Origin of the sequence: Streptomyces sp. NRRL S-920 (genome assembly GCF_000717945.1) — a bacterium.
In the GTDB taxonomy this organism is placed as follows: Bacteria; Actinomycetota; Actinomycetes; order Streptomycetales; family Streptomycetaceae; genus Streptomyces; species Streptomyces alboniger.
This window is the reverse complement of the sequence record NZ_JODF01000026.1, coordinates 1-22,416: the sequence shown is the minus strand read 5'-3', so window position 1 is coordinate 22,416 and position 22,416 is coordinate 1. Positions and strand designations below refer to the sequence as shown.

18 protein-coding genes and 1 pseudogene are annotated in these 22,416 nt (G+C 72.7%); 13 read left to right on the top strand and 6 right to left on the bottom strand.

Translation table 11 applies throughout. The features are described from left to right. Positions 1-105: 105 nt before the first annotated feature. Positions 106-1,701 (top strand): sensor histidine kinase, encoded by a 1,596-nt coding sequence (locus IG54_RS0119630; protein ID WP_234336253.1) that lies wholly within the window; start codon positions 106-108, stop codon positions 1,699-1,701. Positions 1,702-1,748: 47 nt separating this feature from the next. After that, positions 1,749-2,375: a response regulator transcription factor gene (locus IG54_RS0119625; protein WP_030785631.1), complete on the top strand. Its 627-nt coding sequence runs from the start codon at positions 1,749-1,751 to the stop codon at positions 2,373-2,375. 250 nt (positions 2,376-2,625) lie between these two features. Here the strand turns inward: IG54_RS0119625 and IG54_RS0119620 are convergent. Continuing rightward, positions 2,626-3,231: pseudogene (locus IG54_RS0119620) on the bottom strand (phosphatase PAP2 family protein); the annotation flags it as partial. Between the two features lie 209 nt (positions 3,232-3,440). Between IG54_RS0119620 and IG54_RS0119615 the strand changes: the two are divergent. Continuing rightward, on the top strand, positions 3,441-4,274 hold the full coding sequence (locus IG54_RS0119615; RefSeq protein WP_030785626.1) for a hypothetical protein: 834 nt from the start codon (positions 3,441-3,443) through the stop codon (positions 4,272-4,274). Positions 4,275-4,334: 60 nt separating this feature from the next. Here IG54_RS0119615 and disA read toward each other — a convergent pair whose 3' ends face one another. Then, a complete protein-coding gene (gene disA / locus IG54_RS0119610) occupies positions 4,335-5,459 on the bottom strand; it encodes a DNA integrity scanning diadenylate cyclase DisA (protein WP_030785622.1) in 1,125 nt (374 codons plus the stop codon). Between the two features lie 77 nt (positions 5,460-5,536). After that, positions 5,537-6,946, bottom strand: coding sequence for a DNA repair protein RadA (gene radA, locus IG54_RS0119605; RefSeq protein ID WP_030785619.1), 1,410 nt, complete (start codon positions 6,944-6,946; stop codon positions 5,537-5,539). Between the two features lie 311 nt (positions 6,947-7,257). On the opposite strand from radA, the gene IG54_RS0119600 reads away from it, so the two are divergent. Continuing rightward, complete coding sequence (locus tag IG54_RS0119600) at positions 7,258-9,174, top strand: BACON domain-containing protein (protein WP_037897463.1); 1,917 nt, start codon at positions 7,258-7,260, stop codon at positions 9,172-9,174. Positions 9,175-9,295: 121 nt separating this feature from the next. On the opposite strand, the gene IG54_RS0119595 is transcribed toward IG54_RS0119600, so the two are convergent. After that, complete coding sequence (locus tag IG54_RS0119595) at positions 9,296-10,231, bottom strand: hypothetical protein (protein ID WP_030785614.1); 936 nt, start codon at positions 10,229-10,231, stop codon at positions 9,296-9,298. Between the two features lie 71 nt (positions 10,232-10,302). On the opposite strand from IG54_RS0119595, the gene IG54_RS0119590 reads away from it, so the two are divergent. From IG54_RS0119590 to IG54_RS0119570, 5 genes are all read left to right on the top strand, one after another. Further along, positions 10,303-11,238, top strand: a complete 936-nt coding sequence (locus IG54_RS0119590; protein ID WP_030785612.1) for a Ppx/GppA phosphatase family protein — start codon at positions 10,303-10,305, stop codon at positions 11,236-11,238. Positions 11,239-11,332: 94 nt separating this feature from the next. Next, on the top strand, positions 11,333-12,157 hold the full coding sequence (locus tag IG54_RS0119585) for a sugar phosphate isomerase/epimerase family protein (RefSeq protein ID WP_030785609.1): 825 nt from the start codon (positions 11,333-11,335) through the stop codon (positions 12,155-12,157). Beyond that, complete coding sequence (locus IG54_RS0119580; RefSeq protein WP_030785607.1) at positions 12,154-12,786, top strand: TetR/AcrR family transcriptional regulator; 633 nt, start codon at positions 12,154-12,156, stop codon at positions 12,784-12,786. The genes IG54_RS0119585 and IG54_RS0119580 overlap by 4 nt, the downstream gene beginning before the upstream one ends. A 188-nt stretch (positions 12,787-12,974) precedes the next feature. Beyond that, positions 12,975-14,828: a dihydroxy-acid dehydratase gene (gene ilvD, locus IG54_RS0119575; RefSeq protein ID WP_030785605.1), complete on the top strand. Its 1,854-nt coding sequence runs from the start codon at positions 12,975-12,977 to the stop codon at positions 14,826-14,828. A 109-nt stretch (positions 14,829-14,937) separates the two neighbouring features. Beyond that, entirely contained in the window at positions 14,938-15,237 is a 300-nt protein-coding gene (locus IG54_RS0119570) for an SH3 domain-containing protein (protein ID WP_030785603.1), read from the top strand. Positions 15,238-15,278: 41 nt separating this feature from the next. On the opposite strand, the gene IG54_RS0119565 is transcribed toward IG54_RS0119570, so the two are convergent. Beyond that, positions 15,279-17,495 carry a protein kinase domain-containing protein gene (locus tag IG54_RS0119565; RefSeq protein ID WP_030785601.1) on the bottom strand — a complete coding sequence of 739 codons (2,217 nt, stop codon included), beginning with the start codon at positions 17,493-17,495 and terminating at the stop codon, positions 15,279-15,281. A gap of 164 nt (positions 17,496-17,659) precedes the next feature. On the opposite strand from IG54_RS0119565, the gene IG54_RS0119560 reads away from it, so the two are divergent. The 4 genes from IG54_RS0119560 to proC all read left to right on the top strand — a co-directional run bounded on the left by IG54_RS0119560 (position 17,660) and on the right by proC (position 20,741). Continuing rightward, on the top strand, positions 17,660-18,142 hold the full coding sequence (locus IG54_RS0119560) for a hypothetical protein (protein ID WP_030785600.1): 483 nt from the start codon (positions 17,660-17,662) through the stop codon (positions 18,140-18,142). Positions 18,143-18,234: 92 nt separating this feature from the next. After that, positions 18,235-19,071 carry an ABC transporter ATP-binding protein gene (locus IG54_RS0119555; protein WP_030785597.1) on the top strand — a complete coding sequence of 279 codons (837 nt, stop codon included), beginning with the start codon at positions 18,235-18,237 and terminating at the stop codon, positions 19,069-19,071. Then, positions 19,068-19,805 carry an ABC transporter permease gene (locus IG54_RS0119550; RefSeq protein ID WP_030785596.1) on the top strand — a complete coding sequence of 246 codons (738 nt, stop codon included), beginning with the start codon at positions 19,068-19,070 and terminating at the stop codon, positions 19,803-19,805. Before IG54_RS0119555 ends, IG54_RS0119550 begins: the two co-directional genes overlap by 4 nt. A 114-nt stretch (positions 19,806-19,919) precedes the next feature. Then, positions 19,920-20,741, top strand: a complete 822-nt coding sequence (gene proC / locus IG54_RS0119545; RefSeq protein ID WP_030785594.1) for a pyrroline-5-carboxylate reductase — start codon at positions 19,920-19,922, stop codon at positions 20,739-20,741. A 27-nt stretch (positions 20,742-20,768) separates the two neighbouring features. On the opposite strand, the gene trpS is transcribed toward proC, so the two are convergent. Then, positions 20,769-21,767, bottom strand: coding sequence for a tryptophan--tRNA ligase (gene trpS, locus IG54_RS0119540; protein WP_030785592.1), 999 nt, complete (start codon positions 21,765-21,767; stop codon positions 20,769-20,771). Positions 21,768-22,416: the final 649 nt, after the last annotated feature.

Here is a 22,416-nt window from a genome sequence, read left to right as displayed (position 1 = left end):
CCCGCGCTACACACCACTGGGCGGTGCTCTGCGCAGCGCCGTCGGGAGGGAGACCTGACGATCGGCAGGGGCGCGAGGGTGCGGAGGGCACGTAGCGTCGAGGGCGTGGACAGGCGTATGCGGGGGGTGGCGTTGGGGGCGGGGCTCGCGTTGCCCGCCGGGGCGGTCGAGTGGCTGGGGCTGGACACCCCCCGCACGACACCCCAGCACCTCGCCGCACTCGCCACCCTCGCCTGCGCCATCGGCGTCCGCCGGACCCGCCCCCTGCTCGCGTTCCTCCTCGTGGCCGCCCTCGGCCTCGGCACCGCCCCCTCCCTCTTCACCCTCTCCTACGGTCCGGCCCTCGCCGCCTTCGCCGTACTCCTCGGCCGCCGCGCGGTCCGGGCCCGCGGCGCCCTGCTCGCCTTCGCGGCCATCGCCGTCGCCGGCACGGTGAAGATCGCCGCACGGGACGTCGACCCCGTGGTCGAGTGGCTCGTCCTCATGGGGACGCTCGTGTTCGGCACGGTCTTCCCCTGGCTGGCGGGCCGCTACTGGCGCCAGGGCCGCGAACTGGCCGCCGCGGGCTGGGCGCGCGCCGACCAGCTGGAGCGCGAGCAGCGCATCGTCGCCGACCGGGCGCGGCTGCGCGAACGGGCCCGTATCGCCCAGGACATGCACGACTCCCTGGGCCACGAACTGAGCCTGATCGCCGTTCGCGCGGGCGCCCTCCAGGTCGCCCCCGACCTGCCGAGTCCGCACCGCGCGGCCGCCGCCGACCTCCGCGCGGCCGCCTCGCAGGCCACCGACCGACTGCACGCCATCATCGGTCTGCTCCGCGAGGACGACGACGAGAGTGCCCCGCTCGCCCCGACCGGCGAGAGCGTCGCCGAACTCGTCGCCCGCGCCAAGGAGTCCGGCCTTGAGATCACGTACGCCGATGACCGGTACGACGATGACCCGTACGCCGATGACCCGTACGCCGGAACGGGAGCGGGGAGTGGCCTCGCCGACGGCGGGCCGGTCGAACGCACCCTCCACCGCGTCGTCCAAGAAGCCCTGACCAACGCCGCCAAGCACGCGCCCGGCGCCCCCGTCACCGTCACGGTGGCACGCGGCGACGCCACCACGACGGTCACCGTCACCAACGGCCGCCCCGAGCACCACGGTTCGCCCTCCGACGGCGGTACCGGCCTGCGCGGCCTGCGCGCCCGCGTCACCGACCTCGGCGGCACCTTCGACGCGGGCCCGCACGGCGACGGCTTCCGGGTCACCGCGCGCCTGCCCGCCGAAGGCATCGCCCCCGCGCCCCCGCACCCCGGCGCCCACCTCGCGCACGCGCGCCGCCGCACCGTCCTGGCCTTCGGCGCCGCCGTCACCACGGGCGTGCTGCTCGTCGGAGGGACCTTCGCCTGGTACGCGTACTCCCGGACCCACTCCGTCCTCGACCCCGCCGACTTCGCGCGGCTGCGCGTCGGCGAGCCGCGCGCCGAGGCCGAACGCGTCCTGCCGGACCAGGCCGCCTCCGACCCACCGGTCGAACGCGCGCCGACCCCGCCGCCCGAGGGCGCCGACTGCGCGTACTACCGCGCGAGCGGTGAACTCTTCACCGCCGTCCCCTACTTCAGGATCTGCTTCGACGTCGGCAAGGGCGGTGCCCGTCTCGTGGACAAGACCGTGATCCCCACGGCTGACGCGATGAACAAGGAGCGTGTGCGGTGAACGCGGTGAACGACGTCATCCGGGTCCTGTTGGCCGACGACGAGGCCATGATCCGCGCGGGCGTCCGCGCCATCCTCGCGGCGGGCGGGGGCATCGAAGTCGTCGCGGAGGCGGGGGACGGGCGCGAGGCCGTCTCTCTGGCGCAGGCCCACCGGCCCGATGTGGCGCTGCTGGACGTTCGTATGCCGCGCCTCGACGGCCTCGCCGCGGGGGAGGAGATCGTTCGTACGGTGCCGGGCACCGCGGTCGCCATGCTGACGACGTTCTCCGAAGACGCGTACGTGGCAAGGGCGCTGGGCGGGGGAGCCACCGGATTCCTGCTGAAGTCCGGAGATCCGCACGAACTCATCGCGGGCGTCAGGGCGGTGGCGGGCGGCGCCGCCTTCCTCTCGCCCAAGGTGGCCCGGCACGTCATCGACGGCTTCGGCGCCCGCCGCATGGGCCGCGGCGTCGAGGCCCGCGCCCGCGTCGAGGCCCTCACCCCGCGCGAACGCCAGGTACTCGGCCTGGTCGGCGCGGGCCTGTCCAACCCGGAGATCGCCGCCCGGCTCCATCTCGTGGAGGGCACGGTCAAGGCGTATGTGAGCGCGGTCCTCGACCGGCTCGGGGTCAAGAACCGCGTACGGGCGGCGATCGTCGCGTACGAAGCGGGGCTCGTCGCGGATCCGGACTGAGCCCCGCCCGGCCAGTCGCGATCGATCGGTCAGCCCCGCGCGGTCAGCGGCGGCGGTGGGAGTCGCGGCGGTGCGAGCCACCGGGCCGCGGGTCGTAGTGCCGCGGGTCCTGGTGACGTGCGTCTCCGTACTGCGTGTCGCCGTACTGAGAGTCGCCGTACTGCGCGTCCCCGTGCTGCCCGTCGTGGCGGCGGAACGTCATCGTCGGGGTGTCGTACGCCGCCGGATCCGTCGCGGGCGACGGGGCGAGGGCGGGACCCGGGCCCGCGAACCACTTCACGACGCCCGTCGAGGACCCCCGCATCGCCTGCCCGATCCGCGCCACGGGACGCGTGGTGAGCCGTACGACCACGTACGTGATCACCGCGCCGAAGACGAGACCCACCACCACGTCGTGCGGGTAGTGCACGCCGACGAAGACCCGCGAGAAGGCCATGAGTACGGCCATCGGAACCGTCAGGGCCGCGATGCGCGGCCAGGCGAGCGCGAGGCCGATGGCGGCGGCGCCCGCGATCGTCGAGTGGTTGCTGGGGAAGGACCAGTCTCCGTAGGCCGGGCACTCGACGAGCGGCTTCAGCGCGCCGGACACCGCCCGGCAGGGGCGCTCCTCGTCGATCACGGACTTGAGCAACTCACTGCACACGTACGCCACCGCGGTGGCCAGGGGAGCGAGCACCGCGATCGCCAGCGCGCGCGGGTCACCGCGCCGGGCACGCCACCAGGCGACGATGAAGAGCACGCCGAAGAGAAGCAGTCCCAGCTCCGTCCACACCTCGGCGAGGTGCTGGAACCACGACGGGGTGTCGTGGGCGAAGTCGGTGATGTCGCGGTAGAGATCGTCGTCCATGGTGTCCATGATTACGGACGGTACGGAGTGGGTCCGAATCGTCACATCTGGCGATCGTCCCGTGCGGACCCTGACGATGGACAGGGTCGGGAGGGCATCAGGGGCTTTGGGGACTTTACGGGCTTCGGCGGCTTCTGCGGAATGATGATCCGCAAACTTTGTTGCTCAGGGCGGCGGGTGGGGCGGGACGCGCGCCGGATCTCTCGTAAGGTTTGGGCGTGGGATCTCTGCGCAATCCGGTCGGGCCGCTTCCCTCCACCATCTACTGGCGTCGGAGGGCCGTTCTGCTGTCCGTGTTCGGCCTGCTGGTGCTACTCGCCGTATGGATCGCGACCTCCGGTGGCGGAGGCGGGAACAACGGCGCCGACGGCCCGAGCGGCAACGGCCCCGCCACGTCCATCACTCCCGGGCCCGGCGATTCCGGTCCCGCGATCAGTGAACACCCGGGCGGGCGGGACGAGTCGGAGGAGGGCTCGGACTCCGGTTCCGGCTCGGGCGGATCGGGTGGCTCGGGCGGCTCCGGTGGATCGGGCGGATCGGACGGCTCGGACGGATCTGGTTCCGGCGGTTCCGGCGGTTCCAACGGCTCGGGCGGCGACGCCAAGGGCGGCGGCGGCTCGGGCGACCGGCTCCCGGCCGGCACGCGCGTGCCCGACTGCACCAGCGGTGCGGTGAAGTTGAAGGTGCGCAGCGTTCGGAACGAGTACGAGATCGGCGAGAAGCCGAAGTTCGAGCTGATCGCCGAGAACCGCGGCGGCAAGGCCTGCAAGATCGATATGGGCGGCAAGGGAACGGTCCTGACGATCACTCAGGCCGACGGCGACGACGAGTTCTGGTCCTCGGCCGACTGTCCCTCCGGGAGCGGCAGCCTGCTGCTGCGCGTGCCGGCCGACGGGCGGATCACGCACACCGTGCAGTGGGACCGGCGGGGGAGCGAGCCGAAGTGCGCGACGCCTTCGGCGGGATCCGCGGCGCCCGGTACGTACCTCGTCGAGGCGAAGGCACCCGGGCTCGGGACGGCTCGCGCCTCGTTCGTCCTGGAGAAGGGCTGACCCCCGCGGACCGCTGGGCGTAACGCGGGGCGTGCTGCTGGGCGAACGCGGGGCGTACCGCTAGACGTACCGCTCCAGGATCGAGGACTCCGCCAGGCGCGAGAGGCCCTCGCGGACGCTGCGGGCCCGGGCCTCGCCCACGCCGTCCACCGTCTGGAGGTCGTCCACGCTGGCGGCGAGCAGCTTCTGGAGGCCGCCGAAGTGCTCGACGAGGCGGTCGATGATGGCGCCGGGGAGCCGGGGGACCTTGGCGAGGAGGCGGAAGCCGCGCGGTGAGACCGCCGAGTCCAGGGCCTCCGGGGAGCCGGTGTAGCCCAAGGCGCGCGCCACGGTGGGCAGTTCGAGAAGCTCCGCGTGGGTGAGGGCGTCCAGCTCCTGGAGCGCCTCGTCGACCGTGCGGGAGCGCTTGGCGGTCGGCTCGGGCACGTAGTCCCTGACGACCAGCTCGCGCTCGGGCTCGACGCCCGCGATCAACTCGTCCAGCTGGAGGGCGAGAAGACGGCCGTCCGTGCCCAGCTCCACCACGTACTCGGCGATCTCCGTGGCGATGCGGCGCACCATCTCCAGACGCTGGGCGACCGCCGTGACGTCCCGCACCGTCACCAGGTCCTCGATCTCCAGGGCGGAGAGCGTGCCGGCGACCTCGTCGAGGCGCAGCTTGTACCGCTCCAGGGTCGCGAGGGCCTGGTTGGCGCGGGAGAGGATCGCCGCCGAGTCCTCGAGGACCCGGCGCTGCCCGTCCACGTACAGCGCGATCAGGCGCATCGACTGGGAGACGGAGACGACCGGGAAGCCGACCTGCTTGGAGACGCGGTCCGCCGTGCGGTGCCGCGTGCCCGTCTCCTCGGTGGGGATCTTCGGGTCCGGCACCAGCTGCACACCGGCGCGCAGGATTTTGGTGATGTCCTTGTCGAGGACGATGCCGCCGTCGAGCTTGCACAGCTCGCGCAGGCGCGTCGCGGTGAACTCGACGTCCAGGATGAAGCCGCCCGTGCACATCGACTCGACGGTCTTGTCCCAGCCGAGGACGATCAGACCGCCGGTGTTGCCGCGCAGGATGCGCTCGAGGCCGTCGCGCAGGGCCGTGCCGGGTGCGACGGCGCTCAGGGAGGCGCGCATCAGCACATCGGCAGCGGAGCTTCCGCCGGGCTTGCCGGGATTCGCTGCCCGGTCGTTGGCTGCCACTGCACTCCCTCGGTCGCAGGTTCCAAGCCTCTGCCGTACGTCTGTCTTCGTACGGATGGGCGAGACCAGGGCAAAGTCTACCGGCGCTCTTCCTCCTCCCGTGGGGCCTCCCGGCGACGGGACCGCGGAAGGACACGCAGCGCGTCACCCATGTCGGCGACTTCGATGACCTTCATACCGGCGGGGATCCTGCCGGGATCGGACGGCACGAGCGCGTGGGTGAAGCCGAGGCGGTGCGCCTCGGCCAGCCTGCGCTGGACGCCCGTGACCCGTCTGACCTCGCCCGCCAGGCCCACTTCACCGATCGCTACGAGATTCTTCGGCAGCGGGGTGTCGCTCGCCGCGCTGGCCAGGGCGAGGGCGACGGCGAGGTCCGCGGCGGGCTCGGAGAGCTTCACGCCGCCGACCGTCGCGCTGTAGATGTCCCGCTTGCCGAGGGCGGTGATCCGGCCGCGCTGCTCCAGGACGGCCAGCATCATCGAGACCCGGGAGGTCTCCAGGCCGGAGGTGGTGCGCCGGGGGCTGGGGATCTGGGAGTCGACCGTGAGCGCCTGGACCTCGGCGACCAGGGGGCGGCGGCCCTCCAGGGTGACGGTCAGACAGGTGCCGGGGACGGGCTCGGCACGGCGGGTGAGGAAGAGGCCGCTGGGGTCGGCGAGGCCGGTGATGCCCTCGTCGTGCAGCTCGAAGCAGCCGACCTCGTCCGTCGTGCCGTACCGGTTCTTGACGCCGCGCACCAGGCGCAGGCGCGCGTGCCGATCGCCCTCGAACTGGAGGACCACGTCGACGAGATGCTCCAGGAGACGCGGGCCCGCGATCGCGCCGTCCTTGGTGACGTGACCGACCAGGAGCGTGGACATGCCCCGCTCCTTGGAGGCGCGGATCAGGGCGCCCGCGACCTCGCGGACCTGCGCCATGCCGCCGGGCGCGCCGTCGATCTCGGGCGAGGCGACCGTCTGCACCGAGTCGAGGACCAGGAGCGAGGGCTTGACCGCGTCCAAGTGGCCGAGGACGGCGGACAGATCGGTCTCCGCCGCCAGGTAGAGGTGGTCGTCGATGGCGCCGATGCGGTCGGCGCGCAGTCTGACCTGGCTCGCCGACTCCTCACCGGTCACATAGAGCGTGCGGTGCTGCTCGCTCGCCGCCTTCGCCGAGACGTCGAGCAGCAGCGTCGACTTGCCGACGCCCGGCTCGCCCGCGAGCAGCACCACGGCGCCGGGGACGAGGCCGCCGCCGAGCACGCGGTCCAGCTCGGGCACGCCGGTGGAGCGCGCGGTGGCCTGGCGGCCGTCGACCTCGCCGATCGGGACGGCGGAGGAGGTGACCCGGCCGGGGGCGGTGGTGCGGACCGCGGGCGCGCCGTACTCCTCGACCGTGCCCCAGGCCTGGCATTCGGGGCAGCGGCCGAGCCACTTGGCCGTCTGCCAGCCACACTCGGTGCAGCGGTAGGACGGACGGTCCTTGGTGGATTTCGTACGGGCAGCCATGCTCGGAACGGTAACCGAGCCCACTGACAACGCGGTCCGAGCCCGCGGATAGATGCGGCCTGAGTCCGCTGACGGTCGCGGCCTGAGTCCGCTGGCGATCGCGGCCCGCAGGCCCGCAAGCCCGACGGCAGCGCCGCGCGCTGTGGCCCCGTCCGCTCCTGACGTACGCCCCGCGCCCGCCCCGCGCGCGAGTCAAGGCCCCGGAATGATGGGTTCCTGTCCCCTTTCGAGGGATCTGTTCACCCGTAAGGATTAAATGTGCGCAAGAGGGCGGAAGGAGCCTGCATCATCCGCCTAACTTCGCACGGGTGATGAGCAGCAGGCCGGAAACTCCCGCGAACGCAACCGGCGCACACCGGGCGCACCGTGACGCGCGCCAGCGTGTGGTGCCCCGCCCGGCGCCCCGGACGACTCCGCCCGCGCGCTACGAACCGTGTCTGGACGGCCTGTTCACGTACTGCCTGTCCGTCCTGTGCGATCACGACGCGGCGACCGCGGCGCTGGGGGACGTGCTCCACCTCGCCGAGCGCCGGGGCTCGCGCGGCCCCGAAGCCGACGGCGAGCTGCGCCCCTGGCTCTACGCCCTCGCCCGCTGGGTCTGCCTGCGCCGTTTGGCCGAGGCCAAACGGACCCGCCAGGGCGCGCACGCGGCCAGGGGAGCGGGGGGCCGCAGAGGCGCGGGAAGAGGCAGGGGCAGAGCCGGCGGCGCCGCGAGGGACGCGAGCGCCGCCACCCGCGCCTCGAAGACCGGGGCCCCGACCGACCCGGCGACTCCGACCGACCCCGCCGCCCAGGCCGCCGGGACCGACCCCGCCCCCGGGACCGACCCCGCCGCCCAAGCCGCCGGGACCGCCCAGGCCGCCGGGACCGACCCCGCCGCCCGGGCCGCTCCGACCGCCCCCGAGGAGACCGAGCGCCAGCGGCACCGCGAACTGGCCCAGCTCGCCTGGCCCGAGGCCGCCGGCACCACCCCCGAGCAGCGTGAGGCCCTCGAACTGGCCGTGCGCCACCAGCTCACCCCGGCCGAGGTCGCCGCCGTCCTCGGCATGGATCTCGCCAAGGCCCGCGCCCTGCTCGCCTCCGCCGCCTGCGAGGTGGAGCGCACCCGCGCCGCGCTCGCCGTCGTGGAGACCGGCAGCTGCCCCATCGTCGCCCGCCTCACCGGCGACAATCAGGTGCTGCTCGGCACGGCCCTGCGCCGCGAGCTGGTCCGGCACGTCGACGACTGCCCGCGCTGCCGCCGCACCGCCGAGCGCGCCGGCGCGGGCGCCTGGCCCGGCACGGCCGTCAGCCCCGCGAGGCTCCCCGTCGTCGAGGCCCCCCGGGACGCCCTCGCCACGGCGGCGCACGTCCCACGCGCGCGGGGTGCCCACCCCCGCTACGACCGGCGTGGTTTCCCGATGGACCCCAAGGACCACGCCGCCCGCCGCGACCGCCTGCGCGCGCGTGCCGTCACGACGACCGTCGTCGCCACCGTCGTGGCCGCCCCGGTGCTCGCCCTCTGGGCCGCGTACCGCGGGGCGCCGCTCACCGGAGAGGGCCACGACGGCAGTTCGGTCACCGCCAGCGAGGGCGACGGTCCCCACGGCCTCGGCAGCGACCACGCGCGGGACTACGAGAACGCGGGCAACGCCCGCAAGGGCCCCGAGCCCCGCTTCACCGCGGGCAGCCGCTCACCCCACGTCTCCGTGGAGGTCATCAGCGATGGCTCGGCGACGGGCCCCGGCCGCCTCACCGTAGCGGCGCGGCCCAGTGGCGACACGACACTCATCACGCTCACGGCAACGGGTGGCTCGCCGGTCCGCTGGTCGGCGAGCGAGGGCGCCTCCTGGCTCTACCTGAGCCGCTCCGCCGGGACGCTCGCGCCGGGGGAGTCGGTCACGGTCCGGGTCTACGTCGACCATGCCCGGGAGCCCGCCGGGCACTGGCGGGCCCGGGTCGCCATCGCGCCATCGGGCGCGGCCATCTCCATCGAGGGGTACGGCGACGGACGGCCGCCGGGCCGGCCGGGGCCGGGGCCGCGTCCCACTGACCCGGGGCCCTCTGATCCCGGCCCGTCCGATCCCGGGCCCTCCGACCCGGGTCCGTCCGATCCCGGGCCCTCCGACCCTGGGCCTTCTGATCCCGATCCCACGCCTACGCCTACGGATCCGGCCCCTACGCCGTCGGATCCCGGGCCGGGGGATCCGTCCTCGCCGCCGGGCGGTGAGGGTCCGAATCCCGGCTGATCGTCGCCGGGGGTTGGGTTGCTTGTTATCCGTCGGCCGGACGTGGCCGGGCGCGCCCACGCGGCGGAGCCGCACATGTCACAGCCCCGCGCCCCTGACGGGGCCTCCCGGCGCGCCCCCTCTATCGCGCCGGATCCGCCGGATGCGGGGCCAGGAGCGGGAGTTGGGCGCCGAGGCGCTCCTCGCACAGCTCGACCAGACGGTCGTACGCCTCCTTGCCCATCATCTCGATCAGCTCGGGGCGGTAGGAGACGTACACCGGGTCGCCCGCGCCGTGCGCCGACGTCGCCGACGTGCACCACCAGTGCAGGTCATGGCCGCCGGGGCCCCAGCCCCGCCGGTCGTACTCACCGATCGACACCTGGAGGATCCGCGTGTCGTCGGGCCGGTCGATCCAGTCGTACGTACGGCGCACCGGCAGCTGCCAGCAGACGTCCGGCTTCGTCTCCAGGGGCTCGCGGCCCTCCCTGAGTGCCAGGATGTGCAGCGAGCAGCCCGCGCCACCCGCGAAACCGGGGCGGTTCTGGAAGATGCACGAGCCGTTGTACGGACGGGTCTGGCGGTCGCCGTCCTCGTCCGTCGAGACCCATCCGGTCTCCCGGCCCACGTCGTGGTGCTGCCAGATGTCGGGCGTCAGGCGCTCCACGTACCCGGCGACGCGCTTCTCGTCGTCGTCATCCGAGAAGTGCGCGCCCAGCGTGCAGCAGCCGTCGTCGGCGCGGCCCGCCTGGATGCCCTGGCAGCCACTGCCGAAGATGCAGTTCCAGCGGGAGGTCAGCCAGGTCAGGTCACAGCGGAAGATCTGCTCGTCGTCCGCGGGGTCGGGGAACTCCACCCACGCGCGCGCGAAGTCCAGACCCTTCTCGTCCGGCTCGGACTTCCCGGTCCTCGCGGTCTTCCCGGACTTGCCCACCGTCTCGTTCTTCTCGGGCCTGCCCAGCACCTTGTCGGCTTTGTCGGCCTTGCCGCCCTTCGCCGCCTTCGCCGCCCTTTCCGGCTTCTCGGGCTTCTCGGGCTTCTTCGATTTGTCGGCCTTCGTCTTTTTCGTCTTTGGCACATCTCCAGGGTATGCGGGCGGTGGGCCGCCCGAGGCCAGACAAGCGCCCCATGCGGCGTAGCGTTCCGTACATGAGACTCGGTGTCCTCGACGTGGGGTCGAACACGGTGCATCTGCTCGTGGTCGACGCCCATCCCGGCGCGTGCCCCCTGCCCGCGCACTCCCACAAGGCCGACCTGCGCCTGGCCCAACTCCTCGACCCCGCCGGGGCGATCGGCCCCCAGGGCGTCGACCGGCTGGTCGCCACCGTCCGCGAGGCGGCGGAGGCCGCCGAGGACAAGGGCGTGGAGGAGATGCTGCCGTTCGCCACCTCCGCGGTGCGCGAGGCGACCAACGCCGACGAGGTGCTGGCCCGGGTCAGAGAGGAGACCGGCGTCGACCTCCAGGTGCTGTCCGGCGAGGACGAGGCCAGGCTCACGTTCCTCGCCGCCCGGCGCTGGTTCGGCTGGTCCGCGGGCAAGCTGCTCGTCCTGGACATCGGCGGCGGGTCGCTGGAGATCGCGTACGGCATGGACGAGGAGCCGGACTGCGCGGTCAGTCTGCCGCTCGGCGCCGGGCGTCTCACGTCCGCCTGGCTGCCCTCCGACCCGGCGGACCCCGCGGACGTGAAGGCGCTGCGGCGGCACGTGCGCGCCCAGATCGCCCGCACGGTCGGGGAGTTCGCCCGCTTCGGCACCCCCGACCACATCGTGGCGACGTCGAAGACGTTCAAGCAGCTCGCCCGCCTGGCCGGCGCGGCCCGCTCGGCGGAGGGCCCGCACATCCAGCGCGAACTGAAGCACAAGTCCCTGGAGGACTGGGTGCCACGGCTCGCCGCGATGACCACGCGCGAGCGCGCCGAGCTGCCCGGCGTCTCCGAGGGGCGGGCCGGACAGCTGCTCGCCGGGGCGCTCGTCGCGGAGGGCGCGCTGGACCTCTTCGGGTGCGAGAGCGTGGAGATCTGCCCCTGGGCGCTGCGCGAGGGCGTGATCCTGCGGCGGCTCGACCACCTGCCCCCGGCGCCGTGACCGGGGGCCCATGAGGCCACCTCCCCGGCGCCGTGACCGGGGCCGCACGAGGCCACCTCCCCGGCGCCGGGGCACGGCCCGTACCCTGTCCCTCGTGGCAGAACCAGTGGTGCGCATCCCGGATGCGAAGGTCGCCCTGTCGACGGCCTCGGTCTATCCGGAGTCGACGGCGACGGCCTTCGAGATCGCCGCGCGTCTGGGCTACGACGGCGTCGAGGTCATGGTGTGGACCGACCCCGTCAGCCAGGACATCGAGGCCCTGCGCAGACTGAGCGACTACCACCAGATCCCGATCCTGGCCGTCCACGCGCCCTGCCTGCTGATCACCCAGCGCGTCTGGTCCACCGACCCGTGGGTCAAGCTCCAGCGCGCCAGGGCCGCCGCCGAGAAGCTGGACGCGACCACCGTCGTGGTGCACCCGCCGTTCCGCTGGCAGCGGGGCTACGCACGCGACTTCGTCGACGGAATCTGGCGGATGGCCGAGGAGACGGACGTGCGCTTCGCCGTCGAGAACATGTACCCCTGGCGCTACCGCGACCGCGAGATGCTCGCGTACGCCCCCGACTGGGACGTCACCAAGGACGACTACCGCCACTTCACCGTCGACCTCTCGCACACCGCGACCGCCCGCACGGACGCGATGCAGATGATCGACCGCATGGGCGACCGGCTCGGCCACGTCCACCTCGCCGACGGCAAGGGCTCCGCCAAGGACGAACACCTCGTCCCCGGCCGCGGCACCCAGCCCTGCGCCGAGCTGCTCGAACGCCTCGCGGCCACCGGCTTCGACGGCCATGTCGTCATCGAGGTCAATACGCGGCGCGCGATGTCCAGCGCCGAGCGCGAGGCCGACCTCGCCGAGGCCCTCGCCTTCACTCGGCTGCACCTCGCGTCGGCGGTGAAGGTGCCCCGCTCATGACGTCCGGCGCCCCCTCGGGGGCCGCCGCCCCACGCCGCCGGGGCCGCCCGTCCCGTACGCGGTCGGAGACCGGGCCCGCGACGCGCGACCGCATCCTCCAGGCAGCCCGCGACGAATTCTCCGAACGGGGATACGAGAAGACGTCCGTACGCGGCATCGCCAAGGCCGCCGCGGTGGACCCGGCGCTCGTGCACCACTACTTCGGTACGAAGGAGCAGGTGTTCGAGGCGGCCATCACGGTCGCCTTCGCGCCCGCGCTGGAAGCGCCCGCCACCGTGGAGGAGGGCCCGCTCGACGGCGTGGGCGAGCGGCTGACCCGCTTCGTCCTCGGCGTCTGGGAGAACCCCGCCACGCGCGCCCCGCTGCTCGCCATCGTGCGCTCCGCGGTGAACAACGACACGGCCGCCGCCGTCTTCCGCCGCCTCATCGCCGCCCAGCTCCTCGGCCGCATCGCGCGCCGCCTCGAACTGCCGGACGCCGAACTGCGCGCCGAACTGGCGGCCGCGCAGCTGGTCGGCATCGCCATGCTGCGTTACGTGATCAAGGTCGAGCCGCTGGCCTCGGCGGACATGGAGCAGATCGTGGCCCGGGTGGCGCCGGTGGTGCAGGGGCATCTGACGGGGGCGTGAGCCGGCGGCCCGCACAGTCGAGGGGACCCGCACCGTCGAGCGGGCCCGAGGCGCAAGCCCCGGAAGCGTGAGCCGCAAGCCCCGGAAGCGTGAGACAGGCGTCCCGCGATTCGGACACCCTGTCCGGATCCTGGAGCCTCGGCGTACGCTCGACAGCAGCCCCATCTCTTACGGAGGAGCGAGCGACGATGCCCGAGCTAAGGTCCCGCACAGTCACCCACGGCCGCAACATGGCGGGCGCCCGCGCCCTTATGCGCGCCTCCGGTGTACCCGGGGCCGACATCGGGCGGAAGCCGATCATCGCCGTGGCCAACTCCTTCACGGAGTTCGTGCCCGGCCACACCCACCTCCAGCCCGTCGGCCGCATCGTCTCCGAGGCGATCCGCGAGGCCGGCGGCATCCCCCGCGAGTTCAACACCATCGCGGTGGACGACGGCATCGCGATGGGCCACGGCGGAATGCTGTACTCCCTGCCCTCGCGCGACCTGATCGCCGACTCCGTGGAGTACATGGTCGAGGCCCACTGCGCCGACGCCCTGATCTGCATCTCCAACTGCGACAAGATCACCCCCGGCATGCTGATGGCCGCCCTGCGCCTCAACATCCCGACGGTGTTCGTCTCCGGCGGCCCGATGGAGGCCGGCAAGACCACGCTCGTCGACGGCACGGTCCGCAAGCTCGACCTGGTCAACGCGATCAGCGACGCGGTGGACGAGAGCATCTCGGACGAGGACATCCTCCGTATCGAGGAGAACGCCTGTCCGACCTGCGGCTCCTGTTCCGGCATGTTCACCGCCAACTCCATGAACTGTCTGACCGAGGCCATCGGCCTCTCCCTGCCGGGCAACGGCTCGGTCCTCGCCACGCACACCGCCCGCAAGGAGCTGTACGAGCGCGCGGGCGCCACGGTCGTCGACATCACCAAGCGGTACTACGACGGCGATGACGCCTCCGTCCTGCCGCGCAGCATCGCCACGCACGCCGCGTTCGAGAACGCCATGGCGCTGGACATCGCCATGGGCGGCTCGACGAACACGATCCTGCACCTGCTCGCCGCCGCCCGCGAGGCCGAGGTCGACTACGACCTGACCGACATCGACGCCGTCTCGCGCCGCGTCCCCTGCCTGGCCAAGGTCGCGCCGAACGCCGCGCCCACGACGACGTACTACATGGAGGACGTGCACCGCGCCGGCGGCATCCCCGCCCTCCTCGGCGAGCTGTACCGCGGCGGCCTCCTCAACGAGGACGTGCACACCGTCCACTCGCCCTCCATCAAGGAGTGGCTGGACACCTGGGACATCCGCTCGGGCTCCGCAGCCGAGGAGGCCGTCGAGCTGTGGCACGCGGCACCCGGCTGCAAGCGCTCCGCCGAGGCCTTCTCGCAGTCCGAGCGCTGGGACACCCTCGACACGGACGCCGCCAACGGCTGCATCCGCGATGTCGCCCACGCCTACTCCAAGGACGGCGGCCTCGGTGTCCTCAAGGGCAACCTCGCGGTGGACGGCTGCGTGGTGAAGACCGCGGGCGTCGACGAGTCGATCTGGACGTTCGAGGGCCCGGCGGTCGTCTGCGAGTCGCAGGAAGAGGCCGTCGAGAAGATCCTCAACAAGGCCGTGAAGGAAGGCGACGTGGTCGTCATCCGCTACGAGGGCCCCAAGGGCGGCCCCGGCATGCAGGAGATGCTCTACCCCACCTCCTTCCTCAAGGGCCGCGGTCTCGGCAAGGCCTGCGCCCTGGTCACCGACGGCCGCTTCTCCGGAGGCACGTCGGGCCTCTCGATCGGCCACGCCTCGCCCGAGGCGGCGTCCGGCGGCACGATCGCACTCGTCGAGGACGGCGACCGCATCCGCATCGACATCCCGAACCGCTCGATCGAGCTGCTCGTCGACGACGCGGAGCTGGACCGCCGCCGCGCCGCGCTCGGTGGTGTGTACGAGCCCAAGGGCCGTGAGCGCAAGGTCTCGGCCGCCCTGCGCGCGTACGCGGCGATGGCGACCAGCGCCGACAAGGGCGCGGTGCGCGACGTGTCGAAGCTCGGCTGATACCCGGTATCAGGCGTTCGGCTGACACCCGAAACCTTTCGCGGCGCGGGCGCGTCCTTGGTGGGGAACACACCAGGGGCGGCCCGCGCCGCCGGTTACGGGGGACACCATGAGCGAGAGCGTCATCACACCGGAGACCGCCGAAGGCACCGAGGCCGAGGCGCTGGCCGGCAGAACCTACGTGGTCGCCGCGGACGTCAACGTCCGCTCCGGTCCCGGCTCGTCGTACCGCAAGGTCGGCCGCCTCAGCGCGGGCGCCCGCGTCACCATCCAGTGCCAGAAGCCGGGCGAGACGGTCACAGGACCGACCGGCACGTCGAAGCTGTGGGACCGGATCGGCAGCGGGCGGTACATCTCCGATACGTACGTCCGCACGGGCAGCGACGGTTACGTGGCCCCGCACTGCTGACGGCCTCCGGAGCTGCCGGGATCACCCAGAAGCCGCCGGGCTCACTCGGATTCCGGCGGCTTCGCCGTGTCGAAGGCGAACACCGTGTTCTCCGCGCCGGTCACGACCGCCGCACGGCCCGCGACGGTCACCCGGGGACTCGCGTTCATCTCGCCGGACACGCCGTCGGCCCGCGGATCGGTGTGCCACAGCTTGGCCCCGCCGCGCTCGCGCAGGGCGGCCACCCGACCGCTGGCCGAGCTGAAGTACAGCGTGCCGTCCGCGGCGACCGGACCCGATGCCCCTTCGAGGCCCGTATGCCGCGACCACTTCTGCTTGCCGGTCGCCGGATCGAGCGCGCGGACCAAACCTGTCCGCGCGGTGATGTAGACGGTGCCGCCCGCCACCGCGGGAGTCCCCTCGTACGGCGCCGGCAGCGGCGCGTACGACACCTTCCGCGCGTCCGTGTCGACCCGCGCCACCCCCTCGTACCCGAGCAGCTCCGGACCCTTCACGCGCTGCCGCAGGAGTACGACGTCACCGTCGACGGAGCCGACCGGTTGGACGGGGCCCGGCACGGGGACACCCCTGCCGAGCCTCCCCGAGCCGCGGCCGATCTCGTACACCGCGGAGTGGCGCACCGCGCCGGCGTCCACCTCGGCGCGCGGCGCGCACATCGCGTACAGCCGTCCCTCCGCGGGGAGCGGGGCGCACTCCGCGGCGGCGGGGAAGGGCGTCGTCCAGGCCACGCGGCCGCTGTGCGCCTGCCGGGCCTCCAAACGGGAGTTCGAGGCGTCGACCGTCACGACGAGGGAGCCGGACACCACGGCGTCCTGCGTCCGCCCCGTCACGGCCGTCGACTGGGAGCCGGACCGCACGGACCACAGCTCCTTGCCCTTGTCGGCGTCGAGCGCCACCACGTCGGTCGCGCCGCCGTCGGGCGCGCCCTCGGCGGCGAAGCGGTAGCCGAGAACCGTGTCACCGGTGACGCCCACCAGGTGCATGCCCTGGACCGGCACACCCGGACTCTTCCGGGTCCACACGCGGGATCCGTCGGCGATCCGCAGCCGGGACGCCACGACACCGCCGCCCCCGCAGAACAGCGCGTCCCCGCGCGCCTCGCACCGCAGCTCGTCCGGGATGTCCGCCCGGCCACCGCGCACCTGCTTCCGCCAGGGCTCGAACCCGCGCGGCAGCGGGTCCCCGGTCGCCGCCACATTGCGGCCCTTGTCCCCCGCGCCGCCCGGCTCGCCCGGGGCGTCGGTCCGCATCAGAGCGACGCCACCGCCGATCGCCGCGACGGCGACCGCGGCGGCGAGGACGGGACGCAGCCGGGGGCGGCGCTTGGGACGCACCGGACCGGCAGGCTTCCGGACGGTCGGCGCGGGCGTGTCCTGCGCGGCCAGATGGTGCTGCGTGTCCGTCTCGCACGTGGGGCGCGCGGCGGCGCCCTCGGCCGCGGCGCCCCCAAGGTCCGTGGGCAGATCCCGCAGCCGGACGAGGAGTTCGTCGGCCGAGGGCCGGTCCTTGGGGTCCTTCGCCAGACACGGCTCGACGACCTTCCGCAGCACGGCCGGGACCGAGCCCAGCGAGGGCGGCTCGTGCACCACTTGATACGCCGTCATATACGGACTGTCCGCGTCGAAGGGCCCCTGCCCCGTCGCCGCGTACACGAGCAGCGTGCCCAGCGAGAACACGTCGGAGCGCGGCCCGACCCCGCGCGGCGCCTGCAACTGCTCCGGCGACATGAAGGGCGGCGTGCCGATCACCCGCCCCGTCATCGTCAGCGTCTGCTGGTCCGCCGCGCGCGAGATGCCGAAGTCGATGACGCGCGGGCCCTCGGGGGAGAGGACCACGTTGGACGGCTTGAGGTCCCGGTGCACGACCCCCGCGCGGTGGATGTCGCGCAGCGCCTCCGTGAGCCCGATGGCGAGCGTACGCAGCTCGGCGCCGCCGATCGGGCCCTGCTCGGCGATGCGCTGGGCGAGCGTGTGGCCCTCGATGTACGTCGTGGCCATCCACGGGTGCGCGGCCTCGGGGTCGGCGTCGATCACGGCCGCGGTGAAGGCACCGCTGACCCGCCGGGCCGCGGCCACCTCCTGCCGGAAGCGGATCCGGAACTCCTCGTCGCCCGCGAACTGCTGGTGGATCAGCTTGATCGCGACGGGCCGCCCCGACGCCGTACGCGCCAGGAAGACGGTGCCCATGCCGCCCGAGCCGAGCCGCGCCTCCAGCGGATAACCGCCGATCTCCTCCGGATCTCCTCCACGGAGTGACACTGTCCCGACCTCCCCGTGATTGCCCGCCAGGCCCTACGCCTTCACGCTCCGCGCGTGACGCCGTACGCCGCCCAAAGTAGCCGCCGGGTGGTGGGGCAGGACAAGGAGGGGGACGAATAGGGCGCGCCGCCCTGCCCGGTTTTCGCCACGGCGATAATCAAACGGTGAGCGAAGAACCCACCACCCCCGGTCCACAGCCCGAACCGATCCGCTTCTTCGGGACGACGTGGCTCGCCCACGACGGCGGCTACGGCGTGCGCCGGGCCGGTGTCGCCGCCGGCTCGCTGCTCGCGGCGGCCGCGGGCTGCTTCGTACTGCGGTTCGCCTACGAGGGCCTGGCCATCGCGGACGTGGGCACGTTCGTGAACCTGCTCGTGGTCGTGATGTTCGCGATCTGTAGCGCGATCGCCTTCCGCCGCACGTGGGAGGGGTTCACCAAGCGCCACGACCCGGCGTCGCAGGCGCAGCTGCGCGGCCTGCTGACCATCGGCTTCATCGGCGCCCTGCTGGCCTACTTCTTCCGCTCCCTGCGGGAGGCCCCCGGAGAGCGACTCCACCGCGAGGAGTACGAGACGGCCCGCGCCCAGCACGCGAAGCGCACGTCGCGCCGAACGGGCAACCCTTCCCGCAAAAGGCGCAAGCCCTAGGGCGTGGCGGGACACGCCGGGCCTCCGAGGACTTCGGCCCCGGCCCCGGTCGCACCTTGACGCCCGAGCCACCCCGGAGGATTATTCATCACATGATGAATAAAGAGCCCCCGGCCCTCGGCCCCCCCGCCACGCCCCCTCCCAGCGGCACCGGCAGAACACCCCCCGCCATCCTGGCCGCCGACCTCACCGCGGTCCGCGGCCCCCGCACCGTCCTGCGGGGCCTCCACTTCACCGTCCCGCGAGGCCGGATCACCGGGCTCCTCGGCCCGTCCGGCTGCGGCAAGTCCACCCTCATGCGCGCCATCGTCGGAACCCAGGCCAACGTCACCGGCACCCTGCGCGTCCTCGACCACCCCGCGGGCGCCCCCGCCCTGCGCTCCCGCATCGGATACGTCACCCAGGACCCCTCCGTCTACGACGACCTGACCGTCCGCCAGAACCTGGAGTACTTCGCCGCCGTCCTCGACCCCGGCCGGGGCCCCGCCGCGGCCCGCCGCCGCGACCACGTGGCCCGCGCCATCGACGACGTCGACCTGGCCTCGCACGCCGGTTCCCTCGCCGGCAACCTCTCCGGCGGCCAGCGCAGCCGCGTATCCCTCGCGGTCGCGCTCCTCGGCACCCCCGAACTCCTCGTACTCGACGAGCCGACCGTAGGCCTCGACCCCGTACTCCGCCGCGACCTGTGGAACCTCTTCCACGACATCGCCGCCGAACGCGGCGCCACGATCCTCGTCTCCTCCCACGTCATGGACGAGGCCGAACGCTGCCACCGCCTCCTCCTCATGAGAGAGGGCGAGATCCTCGCGGACGACACGCCCGAAGCGCTGCGCACCCGCACCCGCGCCGACACCGTCGAAGCGGCCTTCCTCCACCTCGTGGACGAGGCGACGGCCCGCCCACCGGCCCCCACCGCGAGCCCCCAATGAACCCGCACCGCACCTTCGCCACCGCCGCCCGCGTCCTGCGCCAGCTCCGCCACGACCCGCGCTCCATCGCGCTGATGATCCTCGTCCCCTGCGTGATGCTGCTCCTCCTGCGCTACGTCTTCGACGGCGACCCCCGCACCTTCGACTCCATCGGCGCCTCCCTCCTCGGCATCTTCCCCCTCATCACGATGTTCCTGGTGACCTCGATCGCCACCCTCCGCGAACGCACCTCAGGCACCCTCGAACGCCTCCTCGCCATGCCCCTCGGCAAGGGCGACCTCATCGCCGGCTACGCCCTCGCCTTCGGCACCCTCGCCGTCGTCCAGTCCGCCCTCGCCACCGGCCTCGCCCTATGGGCCCTCGGCCTGAACGTCACCGGCTCCGCCTGGCTGCTGCTCCTGGTCGCCCTGCTCGACGCCCTGCTCGGCACCGCCCTCGGCCTGTTCGTCTCGGCGTTCGCCGCGTCCGAGTTCCAGGCCGTCCAGTTCATGCCGGCGGTGGTCTTCCCCCAGCTCCTGCTCTGCGGTCTCTTCGCGCCTCGCGCCGCCATGCAGCCGGTCCTGGAGTGGATCTCCAACGTCCTCCCCATGTCGTACGCCGTCGACGGCATGAACGAGGTCCGGCGCCACCCCGACATCACCGGCGACTTCGTACGCGACGCCATCACCGTCGCGACCTGCGCCCTGCTGGTCCTCGGCCTGGGCGCGGCGACCCTCCGCCGCCGCACGGCCTGAACCCGACGAACCGCGCCCCCACCACCCCGTCCGCCCACCGGACGCGCCCCCTCCCCGGCACACCCCGATGCGAGGATGGCCCCCAGGACGACGCAACCCCGGAGGGCCCCACTCATGAGCCGCACCACGAGCCAGAAAGTCGCAGTCCTCGGCACCGGAAAGATCGGCGAGGCCCTGCTCAGCGGCATGATCCGCGGTGGCTGGGCGCCCGCCGACCTCCTGGTCACCACCCGCCGCCAGGAACGCGCCGAGGAACTCCGCACCCGCTACGGCGTCACCCCCGTCAGCAACGCCGACGCCGCCAAGCAGGCCGACACCCTCATCCTCGCCTGCAAGCCCCAGGACATGGCGAGGCTGCTCGACGAACTCGCCCCGCACGTCACCGCCGACCGCCTCGTCATCAGCGCCGCCGCCGGCATCACCACCGCCTTCATCGAAGAGCGCCTGGCCGACAGGACCCCCGTGGTCCGCGTCATGCCGAACACCCCCGTCCTCGTCGACGAGGGCATGTCCGTCATCTCCGCGGGCAGCCACGCCACGGCCGAGGCGCTCGCCCACGCCGAGGACATCTTCGGCGCCGTCGGCAAGACGCTCCGGGTCCCCGAGACCCAGCAGGACGCCTGCACGGCCCTGTCCGGCTCGGGCCCGGCCTACTTCTACTTCCTCGTCGAGGCCATGACCGACGCGGGCATCCTGCTCGGCCTGCCCCGCGACAAGGCCCACGACCTGATCGTCCAGGCGGCGGTCGGCGCCTCCGTGATGCTCCGCGACAGCGGTGAGCACCCGGTGAAGCTCCGCGAGAACGTCACGTCTCCCGCCGGCACGACCATCAACGCGATCCGCGAGCTGGAGAACCACGGCGTCCGCGCGGCGCTCATCGCGGCCCTGGAGGCGGCCAGGGACCGCAGCCGCGAACTCGCCTCCGGCACCAGCTGACGCGACCCCGGCGAGGGGGCGGGCAGGTCACGCCGGGGGCAGCAGCCCGACCGCCCGATAGGCACCGTCCACCGTCGGCCTGGCCATCCCCCTGGCCCGCTCGGCCCCCCGCCGCAACACCTCCTCCACATACGCCGGGTCCGCCATCAGTTCCTTGTGCCGCTCCTGCACGGGCCTGAGCAGCTCCACCACGGCCTCGGCGGTCTCGCTCTTCAGCGCGCCGTACGACTCGTACGCCCCGCTCAGCGCTTCCGGGTTCCCGCCCCGGCAAGCCGCGAGGATCTCCAGCAGATTCGAGACCCCCGGCTTCGCCTCCCGGTCGAACACGACCTCGCTCCCGCTGTCCGTGACCGCCCGCAGGATCTTCTTCCGTACGACATCGGGCTCGTCCAGCAGATAGACGATCCCGCCCCCGGCCTCGTGGGACTTGCCCATCTTCGACGTCGGGTCCTGGAGATCCATGACCCGCGCCGCCACCTTGGGCGGCGTGGCCCGCGGTACTACGAACGTCTGTCCGTACCGCTGGTTGAACCGCACCGCCAGATCCCGCGTCAGCTCGACGTGCTGCGTCTGATCCTCACCGACCGGCACCTCGTCGGCCCGGTACGCCAGGATGTCCGCCGCCATCAGCACGGGATAGGTGAGCAGGGACAGCCGCACGCTCCCGCCCCGCGCCCGCTCCCGCACGGACTTCTCCTTGTACTGGATCATCCGCCGCATCTCACCGTCGGTGGCGACGCACTCCAGCAGATACGAGAGCCGCGCGTGCTCGTCGACATGACTCTGTACGAACACGGTGGCCTGCTCGGGATCGATCCCCGACGCGAGCAGCAGCGTCGCCGCCTGCCTGCTGAGCCTGCGCACCCGGCCGGGATCGTGCTCCACCGTCAGGGCGTGCAGGTCCACGACGCTGAACAGCGATTCGGCGCGGTACTGGTCGACCTCGGCCCACTGCCGGACGGCCCCCAGGTAGTTCCCCAGGGTCAGGTGCCCCGTCGGCTTGACCCCGCTGAAGATCCTCGTCATCTCTCCGCCTCCTGCTCGGGACCGCCGGCCCGACGACCGGGTTCCGGGTCCCCCAGGGGGAGAGACGAGAACGGCCGCCGAAGCGGCGGCCGTTTGAGTACACGCGTATGTACGGCCGCCGTCAGGCGGCCCACCACAGCTGGGTGTACGCGTGCGTTGTCATGCCGCCCAGAGTAGTCCCCGGGGGACCGCGCGTCAGGGAGTTGACACTCCCTGGGGGTCTACGTAGTGTTCTCCGAGTTGCCCGACGTGAGCGTCGACCACTTGGTCGGTCCCCGGGCGGCCATTCCGCAAGAACCCTTCAAGCGATCGATGTCGTGCGCCCTCTTGGGACTCGCCTTCGGCCCGCTTTCATGCGTATTTGCGAAATGAGGAATCGGCGTTCGAAAGGACGCCCCCGATTAGCTCGGGAGCCAGGATTCCGCTAAAGTCTCACTCGTCGGAACGGCCCAACAGCCGCGAGGACAACCCCATTCGACTGGGAGTCAGGCCCGCAAGGATCTGATAGAGTCGGAACCGCCGGAAAGGGAAACGCGAAAGCCGAAAGGCCGGAGCGGGAACCGGAAAGGCACCGAGGAAATCGGACACGAAAGAGTCTGATAGAGTCGGAAACGCAAGAACAAAAGAAACACCGAAGGGAAGCGCCCGG